Origin of the sequence: Massilia orientalis (genome assembly GCF_030411975.2) — a bacterium.
Lineage (GTDB): Bacteria > Pseudomonadota > Gammaproteobacteria > Burkholderiales > Burkholderiaceae_D > Telluria > Telluria orientalis.
Genome location: NZ_JASNRB020000002.1, coordinates 378,839 through 392,596 on the forward strand (window position 1 = coordinate 378,839; position 13,758 = coordinate 392,596).

At 69.6% G+C, this 13,758-nt stretch carries 15 protein-coding genes; 9 read left to right on the forward strand and 6 right to left on the reverse strand.

Annotated elements, in window-relative coordinates:
* Window positions 1–82: 82 nt before the first annotated feature.
* Window positions 83–280: a hypothetical protein gene (locus tag QPK29_RS03755; RefSeq protein ID WP_056131219.1), complete on the forward strand. Its 198-nt coding sequence runs from the start codon at window positions 83–85 to the stop codon at window positions 278–280.
* Window positions 281–282: 2 nt separating this feature from the next.
* On the opposite strand, the gene QPK29_RS03760 is transcribed toward QPK29_RS03755, so the two are convergent.
* The 4 genes from QPK29_RS03760 to QPK29_RS03775 form a co-directional block, all read right to left on the reverse strand.
* On the reverse strand, window positions 283–1,203 hold the full coding sequence (locus QPK29_RS03760; protein ID WP_371764982.1) for a pirin family protein: 921 nt from the start codon (window positions 1,201–1,203) through the stop codon (window positions 283–285).
* A 1-nt stretch (window position 1,204) separates the two neighbouring features.
* A complete protein-coding gene (locus tag QPK29_RS03765) occupies window positions 1,205–1,588 on the reverse strand; it encodes an OsmC family protein (protein ID WP_371769596.1) in 384 nt (127 codons plus the stop codon).
* A gap of 80 nt (window positions 1,589–1,668) precedes the next feature.
* Window positions 1,669–2,088, reverse strand: a complete 420-nt coding sequence (locus tag QPK29_RS03770) for a DoxX family protein (RefSeq protein ID WP_371769595.1) — start codon at window positions 2,086–2,088, stop codon at window positions 1,669–1,671.
* A 50-nt stretch (window positions 2,089–2,138) separates the two neighbouring features.
* The gene (locus tag QPK29_RS03775; protein WP_371769594.1) at window positions 2,139–2,840 is read right to left on the reverse strand and encodes a pirin family protein; all 702 of its coding nucleotides are present in this window, start codon (window positions 2,838–2,840) and stop codon (window positions 2,139–2,141) included.
* Between the two features lie 225 nt (window positions 2,841–3,065).
* Between QPK29_RS03775 and QPK29_RS03780 the strand changes: the two genes are divergently transcribed.
* The 4 genes from QPK29_RS03780 (at window position 3,066) to QPK29_RS03795 (ending at window position 7,397) form a co-directional block, all read left to right on the forward strand.
* Window positions 3,066–4,739, forward strand: coding sequence for an AMP-binding protein (locus QPK29_RS03780; protein ID WP_371769593.1), 1,674 nt, complete (start codon window positions 3,066–3,068; stop codon window positions 4,737–4,739).
* 114 nt (window positions 4,740–4,853) lie between these two features.
* The gene (locus QPK29_RS03785; RefSeq protein ID WP_371769592.1) at window positions 4,854–5,453 is read left to right on the forward strand and encodes an NAD(P)H-dependent oxidoreductase; all 600 of its coding nucleotides are present in this window, start codon (window positions 4,854–4,856) and stop codon (window positions 5,451–5,453) included.
* A gap of 33 nt (window positions 5,454–5,486) precedes the next feature.
* Window positions 5,487–6,434: a LysR substrate-binding domain-containing protein gene (locus tag QPK29_RS03790; RefSeq protein ID WP_371769591.1), complete on the forward strand. Its 948-nt coding sequence runs from the start codon at window positions 5,487–5,489 to the stop codon at window positions 6,432–6,434.
* A 123-nt stretch (window positions 6,435–6,557) separates the two neighbouring features.
* Window positions 6,558–7,397, forward strand: coding sequence for an alpha/beta fold hydrolase (locus tag QPK29_RS03795; protein WP_371769590.1), 840 nt, complete (start codon window positions 6,558–6,560; stop codon window positions 7,395–7,397).
* Window positions 7,398–7,402: 5 nt separating this feature from the next.
* Here the strand turns inward: QPK29_RS03795 and QPK29_RS03800 are convergent, their stop codons facing one another.
* Window positions 7,403–7,567, reverse strand: a complete 165-nt coding sequence (locus tag QPK29_RS03800) for a hypothetical protein (RefSeq protein ID WP_400189723.1) — start codon at window positions 7,565–7,567, stop codon at window positions 7,403–7,405.
* A 116-nt stretch (window positions 7,568–7,683) separates the two neighbouring features.
* On the opposite strand from QPK29_RS03800, the gene QPK29_RS03805 reads away from it, so the two are divergent.
* Window positions 7,684–8,619 (forward strand): LysR family transcriptional regulator, encoded by a 936-nt coding sequence (locus tag QPK29_RS03805; RefSeq protein WP_371769588.1) that lies wholly within the window; start codon window positions 7,684–7,686, stop codon window positions 8,617–8,619.
* On the opposite strand, the gene QPK29_RS03810 is transcribed toward QPK29_RS03805, so the two are convergent.
* Entirely contained in the window at window positions 8,600–9,556 is a 957-nt protein-coding gene (locus tag QPK29_RS03810; RefSeq protein ID WP_371769587.1) for a TIGR03571 family LLM class oxidoreductase, read from the reverse strand. The two genes, QPK29_RS03805 and QPK29_RS03810, sit on opposite strands and share 20 nt — an antisense overlap.
* Window positions 9,557–9,769: 213 nt before the next feature.
* Between QPK29_RS03810 and QPK29_RS03815 the strand changes: the two genes are divergently transcribed.
* Genes QPK29_RS03815 through QPK29_RS03825 form a run of 3 tightly spaced genes read left to right on the forward strand, consistent with a single transcriptional unit; the run spans window position 9,770 to window position 13,715 of the window.
* A complete protein-coding gene (locus tag QPK29_RS03815) occupies window positions 9,770–11,026 on the forward strand; it encodes a cytochrome c (RefSeq protein ID WP_371769586.1) in 1,257 nt (418 codons plus the stop codon).
* A complete protein-coding gene (locus QPK29_RS03820) occupies window positions 11,023–11,481 on the forward strand; it encodes a (2Fe-2S)-binding protein (RefSeq protein WP_371769585.1) in 459 nt (152 codons plus the stop codon). The genes QPK29_RS03815 and QPK29_RS03820 overlap by 4 nt, the downstream gene beginning before the upstream one ends.
* A complete protein-coding gene (locus tag QPK29_RS03825) occupies window positions 11,478–13,715 on the forward strand; it encodes a xanthine dehydrogenase family protein molybdopterin-binding subunit (RefSeq protein ID WP_371769584.1) in 2,238 nt (745 codons plus the stop codon). The genes QPK29_RS03820 and QPK29_RS03825 overlap by 4 nt, the downstream gene beginning before the upstream one ends.
* Window positions 13,716–13,758 lie beyond the last annotated feature (43 nt).

The following is a 13,758-nucleotide window of genomic DNA, read 5'->3' on the forward strand; positions in this document are numbered from 1 at the left end:
AACGGGGGCAGGTTAGCGGATCGTCATGCGCGCCACCACTGTCTTACGACCGGGCGCGCAGCCTTCGTGTTAGCATCGAACGATGGAACGACGAAGCGACTACAAGACCGCCCTCATGATCGAATCAACGATCCACGAGGCCCAGGAACAGAACCGCTCGCCCGCGCGCGCACTGGCGTCGCTGGGTGTGCCGTTCGAGATTGCGATGCGGGTGCTCACGCGCCCGGACGAGCGGCGCCATGCGGTGCCGCCGCCGCGGAGCGCGGACGCCCAGGGCTAAGTTCAGGGATAGCGGACCGGCCGACCCGGCAGATCGGGCAAGGGAATGAATTCCGTCTCGCCCGGTACCTGCGGGAAGCGCTGGGCTTTCCAGTCTTCCTTGGCCTGCTCGATGCGGTCGGACGAACTCGACACGAAATTCCACGTCAGGTAGCGCGGGCCATCCATCGGCTCGCCGCCCAGCAGCATCACGCGTGCGCCCCGGTTCTCGGTCGCCGCCAGCGTGACCGTCGCACCCGGTTTCAGCACGAGCAGCTGGCCCTGTTCGAAGCGGCCATCGCGGCCCAGGTCGAGCGTGCCGTCGACCACGTACAGCGCCTGTTCCGGATATTCGGCCGGCATCGTCAGGCGCGCGCCCGGCTGCAGCGCCAGGTCGACGTAGAACAGCGGCGATTGCACGGGCACGGGCGAGCGCTTGCCGAAATAGCTGCCGGCGATGATGCGGGCGGTGGCGCCGTCGCCGTCCAGGATCGGCAGCTCCTGCGAGCCGACGTGCGCGAAGGCGGGATCACACTCTTCCTTGTCTTTCGGCAGCGCCACCCAGCACTGCAGGCCGAACAGGTTGGAGCCGGCGGCGCGCACGTCCGGGCCGGTGCGCTCGGAGTGGACGATGCCCTTCCCGGCCGTCATCCAGTTCACCTCACCCGGCTTGATGTCCTGCACGGTGCCGAGGCTGTCGCGGTGGCGGATCTGGCCGTCCAGCAGGTACGTGACGGTGGCCAGGCCGATGTGCGGATGCGGGCGCACGTCGATGCCCTCGCCCGCGTGGAAGACGTGCGGCCCCATCTGGTCGAGGAAGACGAACGGGCCCACCATGCGCCGGTCCTTGTGCGGCAGCGCGCGCCGCACTTCGAAGCCGCCGCCCAGGTCGTGCGTGCGGGGAACGACGATGGTTTCCAGGCTTTCGTGTTCGAACGCGTCCATGCTAGATAGCCTCCGTGGTGATCTGGATGGTGCCCGACAGCGTCTTGTGCACCGGGCATTTGTTGGCGATGTCGGTCAGCCGCGCCTTCGTCTCGTCGTCCAGCGCGCCGATGTATTCGATCGTGCGGTGCAGGCCGTAGGCCGCGCCCTCCTGGCCATGCTTGATCGAGACCTTGATGTCGTCCAGCGGGTAGCCCTTGCGCTTGGCGTACAGGCTCACGGTGAGCGTCGTGCAGGCCGCCAGCGCGGCGGCCAGGATGTCGTGCGGTTCCGGGCCGCTGTCCTCGCCGCCGAATTCCGGCTTCACGTCCGTCAGGATGCGGTGTGGGCCGATCTCGATCACCTGCTGCAGCGGCCCCGTGCCGCGATGCGTCGTCACTTCCATGGCTCGTTCTCCTCGTCTCTTTCGTTTGCGTGGATGTCCGCCACCCGTGTGCGCCAGGTCGCGGACTGATTGTACTCGTGTCAGGCAGCCCGGCTGCGCAGGACATTCACTCGTGCGGCGCCCGTCTCACGCTGGCGTTCGACGTCGAACAGGGCCAGCAGGCCGCCGAAGATCGCCACGTTCTTCAGGAAGTGGTTCAGCTGGTTCTGGAACTCGGCCGCGCCCACATGCCAGAAGCCGTGGAAGATCAGGGTGACGGGCACCGTGAACAGCGCGAGCGCCAGCGCCGCATATTTCGCCTGGATCCCGGTAACCAGCGCGAGTCCGCCGCCGACCTCGAGCAGGATCGCGCCCGCCAGCAGCAACCCGGCCGCCGGGATGCCCAGGCTGTTCATCCATCCGGCCACGTAGCCGAAGCCGATGATCTTGTTGATGCCCGATGCCAGGAACAGGGCGCCCACCAGGGCGCGGCCGACGGGATACAGTTTAGTGGTTTCCATGATCTTCTCCTTGAATATCGTTGCGTTTGACTCGTTAATGTTCACCAGGTTCAGACCGGCAGGTCGAACAGCAGCACTTCGGCATCCTTCGCGTCCGACAGCGCCACGACGGCCTCTTCGCTGACCTGGACGGCGTCGCCGGCTGAAAGAAGCAGGCCGTTCACGGTCAGGCTACCCCGCGCCACTTGCACGTAGGCCTGGCGGCCCGGCAGCAGCGCATGGTCGGCGCGCTCGCCGCCGTCGAGGATCGTCGCGTAGATGGCGGCGTCCTGGCGCAGCGAGACGGAGCCGTCGCGGCCGTCGTTCGACGCGATCAGGCGCAGCGTGCCGCGTTTGCTGTCGGTGTCGAAGTGCTTCTCTTCGTAGCCCGGCTCGCCGCCCGCCTCGGCCGGGATCACCCAGATCTGCAGGAAGTGCGCCGGTTCGGTCGCCGAGTGGTTGTACTCGCTGTGGGTGACGCCCGTGCCGGCGCTCATGCGCTGCACGTCGCCGTAGCGCAGGACCGAACCGTTGCCCATGCTGTCCTTGTGTTCCAGCGCACCGTCCAGCACGTAGGAAATGATCTCCATGTTCTTGTGGCTGTGCGGATCGAAGCCGCGGCCCGCGGCCACGCGGTCTTCGTTGATCACCCGCAGCGGGCCGACATTCATGTGCGCCGGGTCGTGGTAATGACCGAACGAGAAGGTGTGCTGCGAGCGCAGCCAGCCGAAACTGGCGACACCGCGGTCCGAGCTTTTACGTACTTTCAGCATGATGTTCTCCTTGTGATTGTAAAGTTCCATGTTCGAACTCTTCGAACACACTGCGCTTCCTTGTCGACTCGCTGCCGTCGAAAGCGCGTTGCCATGGAAAGCATTATGGGCGGTGCCGGGCAAGAAGAAAAACGAGTTGTTTAATGGTCTAAGATCGATTTTTTCGATAGTCGCCCGCAATGCGGGACGCTACACTGTGTCGGAAGGGATAAACAGGAGACACAGATGCAAGCCAGCTACGTCCACGGAGCGCATTCGCTCCCCCTCATCGGCGACACGGTCGGGGTCCACCTCGACCGCATCGCCGAGCGCTATCCCGACCGCGATGCGCTCGTCATCCCGCACCAGTGCGTGCGCTGGAGCTGGCGCCAGCTGCGCGAACGCGCGGACCGGCTCGCGGCCGGCCTGCTGGGCGTCGGCCTGGACCCCGGCGACCGCATCGGCATCTGGTCGCAGAACCGCGCGGAATGGGTGCTCACGCAGTTCGCCACCGCCAAGGCCGGCCTCGTCATGGTCAACATCAATCCGGCCTACCGCCGCGCCGAGCTGGAATACGCGCTGGCCAAGGTCGGCTGCCGCGCGCTGATCCTCGCCCCCGGCTTCAAGTCGAGCGACTACCTCGGCATGCTGCGCGACCTCGTTCCCGAACTCGATGGCGCCGCACCCGGCGAACTGCGCAGCGCGAAGCTGCCCGAGCTGCGCCACGTGATCCGGCTCGGTCACGAATCGACACCGGGCATGCTGGACTTCGACACGGTGGCGCAATGCGCGACCCCGGCCGACATGGCGCGCCTGCACGACGTGGCGCGCACCCTGCAGTTCGACGATCCGGTCAACATCCAGTTCACGTCCGGCACGACCGGCGCGCCGAAGGGCGCCACGCTCACGCACCACAACATCCTGAACAACGGCTTCTTCATCGGCGAGGCGATGCGCCTGACGGAACGCGACCGCCTGTGCATCCCCGTCCCGCTGTACCACTGCTTCGGCATGGTGCTGGGGAACCTCGCGTGCATGACGCACGGCGCCGCGATGGTCTATCCCGGCGAAGGTTTCGATGCAGGCGCGGTGCTGGCGACCGTGCAGGCCGAGCGCTGCACGGCGCTGCACGGGGTGCCGACGATGTTCATCGCGTTGCTGGACCATCCCGAGTTCGCATCGTTCGACCTGGGCAGCCTGCGCACGGGGATCATGGCCGGCTCGCCCTGCCCGATGGAAGTCATGCAGCGCGTGATTCGGCAGATGCACATGGACGAGATCACGATCGCCTACGGCATGACGGAGACGTCGCCCGTCAGCTTCCAGACCTCGGTCGACGACCCGCTCGCGTGCCGCGTGGGCACGGTCGGGCGGATCCACCCGCACCTGGAAGTCAAGATCGTCGACGCGGACGGCCGCGTGGTCCCGCGCGGGGACACCGGCGAGCTGCTCACGCGCGGCTACTCGGTGATGCTCGGCTACTGGGGCGACGACGAACGCACGCGCGAAGCGATCGATGCGGCCGGCTGGATGCACACGGGCGACCTCGCCACGCTGGACGCGGACGGCTATTGCCGCATCGTGGGCCGCGCCAAGGACATGGTGATCCGCGGCGGCGAGAACATCTACCCGCGCGAGGTCGAGGAGTTTTTATACCGCCACCCGAAGGTGCTGGACGTGCAGTGCGTGGGCGTGCCCGATCCGAAATACGGCGAGGAGCTGTGCGCGTGCATCGTGCTGCGGCCGGGCGAGCACGCGGATGCGGACGAGATCCGGGCCTTTTGCCAGGGGCAGATCGCGCACTACAAGATCCCGCGCTATATCCGGTTCGTGGACGGGTTTCCGATGACGGTGACCGGCAAGATCCAGAAGTTCATGCTGCGCAAGGAAGCAGCCGATGAATTGGGCCTGCACACTTAGCACGTCGTCCCCGCACAGGCGGGGATCCAGGTTTGCTCGCGCTGCGCTATCGCTCGCAAAATCAGGCCCCCGCCTGCGCGGGGGCGACGGCTCTTACTCCTCAGGAAGTCATTCATGAAGTGTCTCGTCGTGATCGCCCACCCCGTCCATGACAGCTTGTGCCGCGCGCTGGCGCAGCACGCCATCTCCACCCTCACCGCCCATGGCCACGACGTGGTCGTCGACGACCTGTACGGCGCCGGCTTCGCGCCGGCATTGACGGCGACGGAACGCGCGAGCTACTACGGGCCGGCGTTCGACGCAAACGCCACCGCGACGCACATCGCACGCCTGCAGGCCGTCGAGGCCCTCGTGCTCGTGTTCCCGACCTGGTGGTTCGGTTTCCCGGCCATGTTGAAAGGCTGGTTCGACCGCGTGTGGGCGCCGGGCGTCGCCTACGACCACGCCGGCGACCTGGGGCCGATCCGGCCGCGCCTGGACAAGTTGCGGCACGCGCTCGCGATCACGTCGCTCGGCTCGCCGTGGTGGGTCGACCGGTTCATCCTGCGCCAGCCCGTGAAACGCGTGCTGAAGACGGCGCTGCTGGGCACGTGCGCGCCGCAGTGCCGGTTCGGGATGCTGTCGCTGTACCGGGCCGAGTCGCTCGCGCCGGATCAGGTGCAGGCATTCCGCGCCCGGATCGGAAGGACGTTGTCGAAGTGGGCGCGCGCCTGATACGATGCGCCCTTCGCCCCCGATTGCCCGCACATGCTCAGACTCAGCCTGGACGCCCTCCTCACCGTCGACACCATCGCCCGCCGCGGCAGCTTCTCGGCCGCCGCGAAGGAACTGTATCGCGTGCCGTCGACGATCTCGTACACCGTCTCCAAGCTGGAGGACGACCTGGGCGTGCAGCTGTTCGAACGCTTCGGCCCGCGCGTCGTCCTCACGCCGGCCGGCGAAGAGCTGCTGAAGGAAGGCCGCTACCTGCTCAAGGCCGCGGGCGACCTGGAGAGCCGCGTGCGCCGCGTGGCGTCCGGCTGGGAGACCGAATTCACCGTCGGCATGGACTCCGCCCTCGCCCCGCTCGGCCTGCAGGACGACATCCGCGCCTTTTATGAAGTGGCCGACCAGACCCGGCTGCGCATCGTGCGCGAAGCGTTGTCCGGCACGTGGGAAAGCCTGCTCGACCGCCGCGTCGACCTGCTCGTGGGCGCGGCCGGCGAAGGGCCGTCCGGCGGCGGCTACACGGCCGAACCGCTCGGGACGATGTCGTTCGTGTTCGTCGTCGCGCCCTCCCACCCGCTGGCCAGGGTCCGGCACCGCCTGGGCAAGGCGGAGCTGACAGCGCACCGCGCGGTGTCCGTCGCCGACTCCGTCCGGCTGCTGCAGGCGCGCACGGTAGGCCTGCTGTTCGGCCAGGACACCCTGACGGTGCCCGACATGCAGACGAAGTACGAATTCCAGCTGGCGGGCCTCGGCTTCGGCTTCCTGCCCGAGGCCTGGGCCCGCGCCGACATCGCGGCCGGCCGCCTCGTGGCAAAGGAAGTCGAGGAACCGAAGCCGGACGAGACGCTGTACATGGCGTGGCGCACGGGCGAGGAAGGCGCCGCGCTGAAGTGGTGGCGCGAGCGCATGCGGACGTCGTCGCCGGTAGGGCGCATGCTGGCCCTCAACTGCCCGGTCGATAAGGCAACACCCGATACTGCCGGGTAAGCAAAACCTATACGTTCGTATGACTAGACCGCCCGCGCGCCGCTCCCGACAATGTCCGGGTCCGGATGCGGCGGCGCGCGCTGTCCCTTCCGGCTTCCAGCCACCAACCCGAAGGGACACGCCATGACCATCACCCGCACCGCCAACACCATCACGACCCGCGACGGGACCATCATCCACTTCACGGACTGGGGCCACGGTCCCGCCGTCGTGTTCAGCCACGGCTGGCCGCTGCAGGGCGACGCCTGGGAAGACCAGATGATGTTCCTGGCGAACCACGGCTACCGCGTCATCGCCCACGACCGCCGCGGCCACGGCCTGTCGAGCAAGCCCTGGCACGGCAACCACATGAACGACTACGCGGACGACCTGGCGCAGCTGGTCGAAGCGCTGGACCTGACCGACGTGACGCACGTGGGCCACTCGACCGGCGGCGGCGAAGTCGCGCGCTACATCGGCCGCCACGGCACCGGCCGCGTCAAGCGCGCCGTGCTGGTGGGCGCGGTGACGCCGCAGATGGCCAAGTCGGACGCGAACCCGAACGGCGTGCCGATGTCCGTGTTCGACGGCATCCGCGCCGGCGTGCAGGCCGACCGCGCCCAGTTCTTCAAGGATCTGAGCATCCCGTTCTACGGCTTCAACCGCGAAGGCGCCAAGGATTCGCAGGGCGCGCGCGACACGTTCTGGCTGCAGGGCATGCAGTGCAGCGTGCGCGCCGCGTATGAATGCATCAAGCAGTTCTCGGAAACGGACTTCACGGAAGACCTCAGGAAGATGACGATCCCGACCCTCGTCATCCACGGCAGCGACGACCAGATCGTCCCGATCGACACCACCGCGCGCCGCGCCGTCGAGATCCTGCCGCAGGGCCGCCTGGTCGTCTACGAAGGCGGCCCGCACGGCCTGGCCTTCACCCACAAGGACCGCCTGAACGCCGACCTGCTCGCGTTCCTGCGCTCCTGATGCAATCACGCCGGCAGCGCCGCGCCCGCGCAGGGCGCGGGCGCCGGCGCGTCGCTGGCGCCGAACATTCCCATCATCGCGACGGCCGGCGCCGCCGTATGCACTTCCAGCACGATACACAGGCCGCCCATCTGGAGGCCCAGCATCACGAACGTCAGGTAGTAACGCATCATCCGCTCCCCATTCCGGCCGAATCGATCATGGAACCATGGTAGGTGCAGATCGGCGCACGGGACAGTATCCTTTGGTATGAGTAGCGTAAAACGACACACGAGATGAGGATACGATGGACCGCTTCGCCGAACTGAAAGCCTTCTGCACCGTCGCCGCCACCGGCGGCTTCTCGCCCGCCGCGCGCCGGCTCGGCCTCGTCACGTCGTCCGTCGCCCGCCTCGTCGACGCGCTTGAAGGCCGCCTCGGCGCCGTGCTGCTCAACCGGTCCACGCGCAGCGTCACCTTGACGGACGCGGGCCGCACGTACTACGAGGAAGCCCTGCGCATCCTGGAACGCCTGGACGCGGCCGACGAAGCGGCGGCGGACGGCGCGGCCGGCGTGCTGCGCGTGGCGGCCCCCGTCACCTTCAGCACCCTGTACGTGGCGCCGATCCTGCCCGCGCTGCGCGCGCGCCACCCGCGCCTGACGCTGGACCTGCGCCTGGACGACGCGCACGCCAACCTCGTCGACGAAGCGATCGACGTGGCCATCCGCATCGGCAGCCTCGATCCGCAATCGAACCTCGTCGCCCGCAAGCTCGCCGCCCACGACCGCGTGCTGTGCGCGAGCCCGGCCTACCTGGCCGCGCATGGCGCACCGGAGACGCCGATCGCCCTCGCGGCGCACGACTGCCTGCAGTTCGCGTTCGGGGCGGGCCGCCGCACGTGGCGCCTGCAGGCCGACGATTCGCACGCCGACGCGGAAGACGTCGAGGTGCGCGGCGTCGTTCACGCGAATAATTCGGAAGTACTGCGCCAGGCCGCGCTGGGCGGCCTCGGCATCGCCATGCTCGCGCGCTGGCTCGTGCAGCGCGACCTGCGCGCGGGCACGCTCTTGCAGGTGCTGCCCGGCTACCGCGTCAATCCGGGCCCCATGGACGTCGGGCTGTACGCGCTGTATCCCGCGAGCCGGCGCAACTCGACGAAGATCCGTGCCTTCGTCGACCTGCTGGCCGAACATCTCGCGGCGCAGGACCTGGGCGACCACCCTAGCGCACCGCCAGCGTAGGCAGCCGCGGCACGATCTCGCGCCCCAGTTCCTCGACCTGCTCCTCGATGGGCCGCGGTCCCTGCAGGTTGACGAGCATGTGCGCCACGCCCAGCGCCGCCATCCGCTCGAAATAGCCCAGCAGCGCGCGGCGGCCGGCGCGCAGGCCCAGTTCCAGCGCTTCCGCGGGCGCGTCCGGGTCGGCCAGCAGTTCCAGTTGCAGCGACTGCACGAACGGTTTCGCCACGCCGCCGGCGCGCTCTTCCAGCGCCCGCTGCCACAGCGCGATGCGGCCCTGCTGGCGCGCTTCCTCGCGGTGGTACGTGGCCCAGCCGTCCGCGTGCGCCGCGATCCATTGCAGCGACTGGCGCGCGGTGCCCACCGCGAGCAGCGGGATGCGCGCGGTGGGCAGCGGTGTCGGCGCGTGGCCGCCCGTGTCCTCGAGCAGGTCCGCACGCACCCGCGCATCCGTCGACAGCGCGGCGGCGAGCGTCTGCCAGCGCTCGCGGAACAGGACTTCCGGCGCGCTGTCGACACCGAACGGCGCCAGTTCCTCCGGCCGGTCGCCCGAGCCGAGGCCGAGGATGAAGCGGCCGCCGCTCAGCCGGTCCAGCGACCACGCGGCCTTGGCCACGTGCAGCGGATGGCGCAACGGCAGCACCGCGGCGGCTGTGCCCAATGCGGCGGACGCCGTCGCGCCGGCCAGCAGCGTCAGCCAGATGAACGGATCGTCCAGCACGGCGGCTTCCCGCGTGCTGCCCTGCGGGACGATCAGCGGCACGTCGCGGGTCCACAGCGCGGCGATGCCGAGCGCGTCCGCGCGCGCGGCAAGCGCCGTCTCGCGCGCGATGTCGGCCGGCGCGCCGGACGCGCGTGCGAGAGGCGTCATCAGGCCCAGCGTGAGGTGGCGCGCGCCCAGCACGCGGTGCCAGGCGTGGTTGTAAGCGGTATCGGTCATGGATATCTCCTGCGAACGCCCAGCATACCGCGTCGGCGGCGCGCGCGCCGGCGCCTGCGGCGCAAGACACTCTTGCGCCAAAAGCATCAATCGACCGGGCGGTCCGGCGCTACAGTGACGGCCTGCCGCTAGCCCTTCGCGTATCCCTTTGTATAACTAGACGATGGGGCGGCAGGAATCGACAATCGCCGCAACTGAATCAAGGAACCCACGATGAGACTGCGCACCCTCGCCGCCGCTGGCACGGCCTTCGTGGCCGTCGTTCTGGGCGGCCTGTATGCCTGGACCCGCCCGGCCGCCATCGCGCCCGCCGCCGCTCCTCCGCCACCACTCTCTACCGCCGTCCTCGCGGCCGGCGCGCGCGTCGTGGCGCTGGGCGACTGCATGGTCTGCCATACCGCACCCGATGGTCCCGCGTATGCCGGCGGCCTCGGTTTGAAGACGCCGTTCGGCATCATCTACAGCACCAACATCACGCCCGATCCCGAGACGGGCATCGGCCGCTGGACCAGCGCCGCGTTCAAGCGCGCCCTGCGCGAAGGCGTGGCGCGCGACGGCCACCTGCTGTATCCCGCCTTCCCCTACATCCATTACACGAGGATGTCCGACGAGGATATCGAACTGGCCTACGCCTGGCTGATGTCGCGCCCGCCGGTGCGCGTCAAACAGCCGGACAACGACCTCGCGTTCCCGCTGAATTTCCGGCCCCTGCTCGCGTTCTGGAATGCCTTGTATCTGCGTCCCGGCGACGGTGCCGCGCCCGGCACGGGCCAGGTCGAGCGGGGCCGTTACCTCGTCGATACGCTCGGCCATTGCGCGTCCTGCCACAGCGGCATGAATGTGCTGGGCGGGGAGCGCAGTCCCGCGTTCCAGGGCGGCACCGTCGACGGCTGGCATGCGCCCGCGCTCACTCGCCTCGCGCAAGGCAGCGCGCCGTGGACGCGCGCCGAACTCGCCGATTATCTGCAGGGCGGCCTGGCGCTCGCACACGGAGCCGCGAAGGGGCCGATGCGGCCCGTGACCGAGCGCCTCGCCGGCGTTCCGCGTGCGGACGTCGAGGCGATGGCCGCCTACCTGATGACGATCCAGCAGCCTGCCGCCGCGGCGGCCGTCCCCGCCGCGGCACAAACCGGGACGCCGGGCGCCGCGCTGTTCGCGGCCGCCTGCGCCGGCTGCCACACGCCGGCCGCACCGATGATGCGCCTGGGCGGACGGCCGGGTCTCGACCGCAGCAGCGCCGTGCTGGGCGACGATCCATCCAATTTCATCCAGACCGTGCTGCACGGGATCCCGTGGGAACGCCCCGCGCCCGGTGGCGCGGCTGCCGCCTACATGCCGCCGTTCGCCGACGTGCTGTCCGACGCCCAGGTCGCCGAGCTGGCCGCGTGGGTCCGCACCGGCGCCGGCCGTCCCGACTGGCCCGGCGTGGCCGCCGCCAGCGCGAAGCTGCGCAAGGAGATGCAACCATGACCAAGATCGAAGTCAACGGCCGCGCGCACGAGCTGCGCGCGGATCCCGCCACGCCGCTGCTGTACGTGCTGCGCAATGAATTGAACCTGAACGGCGCCAAGTTCGGCTGCGGCATGGGCCAGTGCGGCGCCTGCACCGTCCAGCTGGACGGCAAGCCCGTGTTTTCCTGCGTGACGCCGCTGGCCGCCTGTGCGGGGCGCAAGGTACGCACCGTGGAGGGGCTCGGCAGCGCCGCCCGGCCCGGCACGCTGCAGGCGGCGTTCATCGAGCACCAGGCCGCGCAGTGCGGCTACTGCATCGCCGGCATGATCGTGCGGGCGGAGGCCTTGCTCGACAAGGTGCCGCATCCGACCGACGAGCAAATCCGCCGCCACATGGAACCGAATCTGTGCCGCTGCGGCACCCACCACCGCATCCTCGCGGCCATCCGCGCCGCGGCGGGAGAACCCGCATGAATGAAGTCAATCAAGGCCGCCGCGCCTTCCTCGAAGGGGGCGCCCTCGTCCTCGCCTTCGCGCTGCTGCCCCGTGCCGCGCGCGCCGAATTCAATGGGATGGGCGTGCCGCCGGTCGCCAATGCCAAACTGGCCGGCAGCCTGCAACGCACGCCGTTCCTGGACGCGTGGATCCGCGTGGCACCCGACGGCAAGGTGACGGTCTTCAGCGGCAAGGTCGAACTGGGCACCGGCGTGCGCACGGCGCTCGCGCAGGTCGCGCTCGAACAGCTGGAACTGCAGCCGGGCGACATCGAGTTCGTGCAGGGCGACACGGCGCGCACGCCGAACGAAGGGTTCACGGCCGGCAGCCACACGATGGCCGACAGCGGCAGCGCACTGCTGCATGCGTCGAGCCAGGTGGCGGCACTGCTGCGCCAGGGCGCGGCGGCGCAATGGCGCGTGGGGCCGGAGACGGTCTTCCTGCGCGCCGGCCGCGCCGTCGGCCCCGACGGCCGCAGCATGCACTACGGCGAGGCGTTGCGCGGTCTCGACGCGGGCGGGTTGCACCGCGCGGCCAGCGAGACGTCGCCATTGCGGCCGCCCGCGCGCTACCGCCTGATCGGCAAGCCGCTCGCCCGCTTCGACATCCCGGCGAAAGTCACGGGCGGCGTGGCCTATGTGCAGGACATGCGCCTGCCCGGCATGCTGCACGCCCGCGTCGTGCGGCCGCCGCGTCCGGGCGCGAAGCTCGTGCGCGCCGACCTCGATGGCGTCCGGCGCCTGCCGGGCGTACGCCACGTCGTGCGCGACGGCGACTACCTGGCCGTGCTGGCGGACGACGAATGGCGCGCCGTGCAGGCGATGAACGCGCTGGCCGCGAACGCGCAGTGGCAGGGCGGCGCGCCGCTGCCGCAGGCGGACGCCATCCACGCGACCCTGCAGGGACTGCCCGCGCAGAGCATCACGATCCTCGACCGCGGCAAGGTGAACTCGCCGGCAGCCGGCCCCGGCGTCTCCGCCCGCTACACGAAGCAGTACGTGATGCACGGCTCGATCGGGCCATCGTGCGCCGTCGCCCGGCTGGACGGCGACATGCTGACCGTCTGGACGCACACGCAGGGCGTGTATCCCCTCCGGGCCGCGCTGGCGGAGCTGACCGGCATGCCGCTCGATAAAGTCCGCTGCATCCACACGGAGGGGTCGGGCTGCTATGGCCAGAACGGCGCCGACGACGTGGCGGCCGATGCCGCGCTGCTGGCGCGCGCCGTGCCCGGCGCGCCCGTGCGCGTGCAGCTGATGCGCGACCAGGAAAACCTGTGGGAGCCGTACGCCCCCGCGATGGTGACGACCGTGCGCGCGGCGCTCGACGGCCAGGGCCGCATCTCGCACTGGGATTACGCGCTGTGGAGCGGTTCGCACAACGAACGGCCCGGGAATGCGGGCAAGCTGGTCCCCGCGTGGCTGCTGGCGCAGCCGATCGCGCCGTCGCCGTCGCAGCCGATGCCGATGCCCGAAGGCGGCGGCGACCGCAATGCCCTGCCGCTGTACGCCATCCCGAACGCCCGCGTCGTGAACCATTTTCTGCCGGTGACGCCGCTGCGCAGCTCCGCCATGCGCTCGCTCGGGGCGCACATCAACATCACGGCGATCGAAGGGACGATGGACCAGCTGGCGCAGCTGGCGGGCGTCGACCCCGTGCGCCTGCGCCTCGACCACCTGGGGAGCGAGCCGCGCGCCCGCGCCGTCATCGAAAAGGCGGCCGCGCGCTTCGGCTGGGGCAAGTCGAAGCCGGCGCCGGGGCACGGCTACGGCTTCGGCTTCGGCCAGTACAAGAACATCATGGCCTACGTCGCGATCGCCCTGGAACTGGCCGTCGACAAGGACAAGAACACCGTGCGCATCGTCCGCGTGGCGTGCGCCGCCGACTGCGGCCAGGTCGTGAATCCGGACGGCGCGCGCAACCAGCTCGAAGGCGGCATCATCCAGTCCGCGAGCTGGACCCTGCACGAACAGCTGCGCTACGGCCCGGACGGCATCGCCAGCATGGACTGGAGCACGTACCCGATCCTGCGCTTTTCCGGAGTGCCGGAGCGGATCGACGTCGACCTGCTGGACCAGCCCGGCCTACCCTTCCTGGGTGTGGCGGAAGCCGCTCAGGGCCCGATGGCGGCCGCGCTCGCGAACGGCCTGGCCAACGCGACCGGCGCGCGCCGCCACGACCTGCCGCTGCTCGGGCGGCCCTTCCCCGCCTGAGGCCAAGATGCTCGCCATGCATTCAAGACCCGCATCGATCATC

Coding starts and splice junctions, on each gene's coding strand:
- QPK29_RS03755 (WP_056131219.1), top strand. CDS start 83: ATGGAACGACGAAGCGACTACAAGACCGCCCTCATGATCGAATCAACG.
- QPK29_RS03760 (WP_371764982.1), bottom strand. CDS start 1,203: ATGGACGCGTTCGAACACGAAAGCCTGGAAACCATCGTCGTTCCCCGC.
- QPK29_RS03765 (WP_371769596.1), bottom strand. CDS start 1,588: ATGGAAGTGACGACGCATCGCGGCACGGGGCCGCTGCAGCAGGTGATC.
- QPK29_RS03770 (WP_371769595.1), bottom strand. CDS start 2,088: ATGGAAACCACTAAACTGTATCCCGTCGGCCGCGCCCTGGTGGGCGCC.
- QPK29_RS03775 (WP_371769594.1), bottom strand. CDS start 2,840: ATGCTGAAAGTACGTAAAAGCTCGGACCGCGGTGTCGCCAGTTTCGGC.
- QPK29_RS03780 (WP_371769593.1), top strand. CDS start 3,066: ATGCAAGCCAGCTACGTCCACGGAGCGCATTCGCTCCCCCTCATCGGC.
- QPK29_RS03785 (WP_371769592.1), top strand. CDS start 4,854: ATGAAGTGTCTCGTCGTGATCGCCCACCCCGTCCATGACAGCTTGTGC.
- QPK29_RS03790 (WP_371769591.1), top strand. CDS start 5,487: ATGCTCAGACTCAGCCTGGACGCCCTCCTCACCGTCGACACCATCGCC.
- QPK29_RS03795 (WP_371769590.1), top strand. CDS start 6,558: ATGACCATCACCCGCACCGCCAACACCATCACGACCCGCGACGGGACC.
- QPK29_RS03800 (WP_400189723.1), bottom strand. CDS start 7,567: ATGCGTTACTACCTGACGTTCGTGATGCTGGGCCTCCAGATGGGCGGC.
- QPK29_RS03805 (WP_371769588.1), top strand. CDS start 7,684: ATGGACCGCTTCGCCGAACTGAAAGCCTTCTGCACCGTCGCCGCCACC.
- QPK29_RS03810 (WP_371769587.1), bottom strand. CDS start 9,556: ATGACCGATACCGCTTACAACCACGCCTGGCACCGCGTGCTGGGCGCG.
- QPK29_RS03815 (WP_371769586.1), top strand. CDS start 9,770: ATGAGACTGCGCACCCTCGCCGCCGCTGGCACGGCCTTCGTGGCCGTC.
- QPK29_RS03820 (WP_371769585.1), top strand. CDS start 11,023: ATGACCAAGATCGAAGTCAACGGCCGCGCGCACGAGCTGCGCGCGGAT.
- QPK29_RS03825 (WP_371769584.1), top strand. CDS start 11,478: ATGAATGAAGTCAATCAAGGCCGCCGCGCCTTCCTCGAAGGGGGCGCC.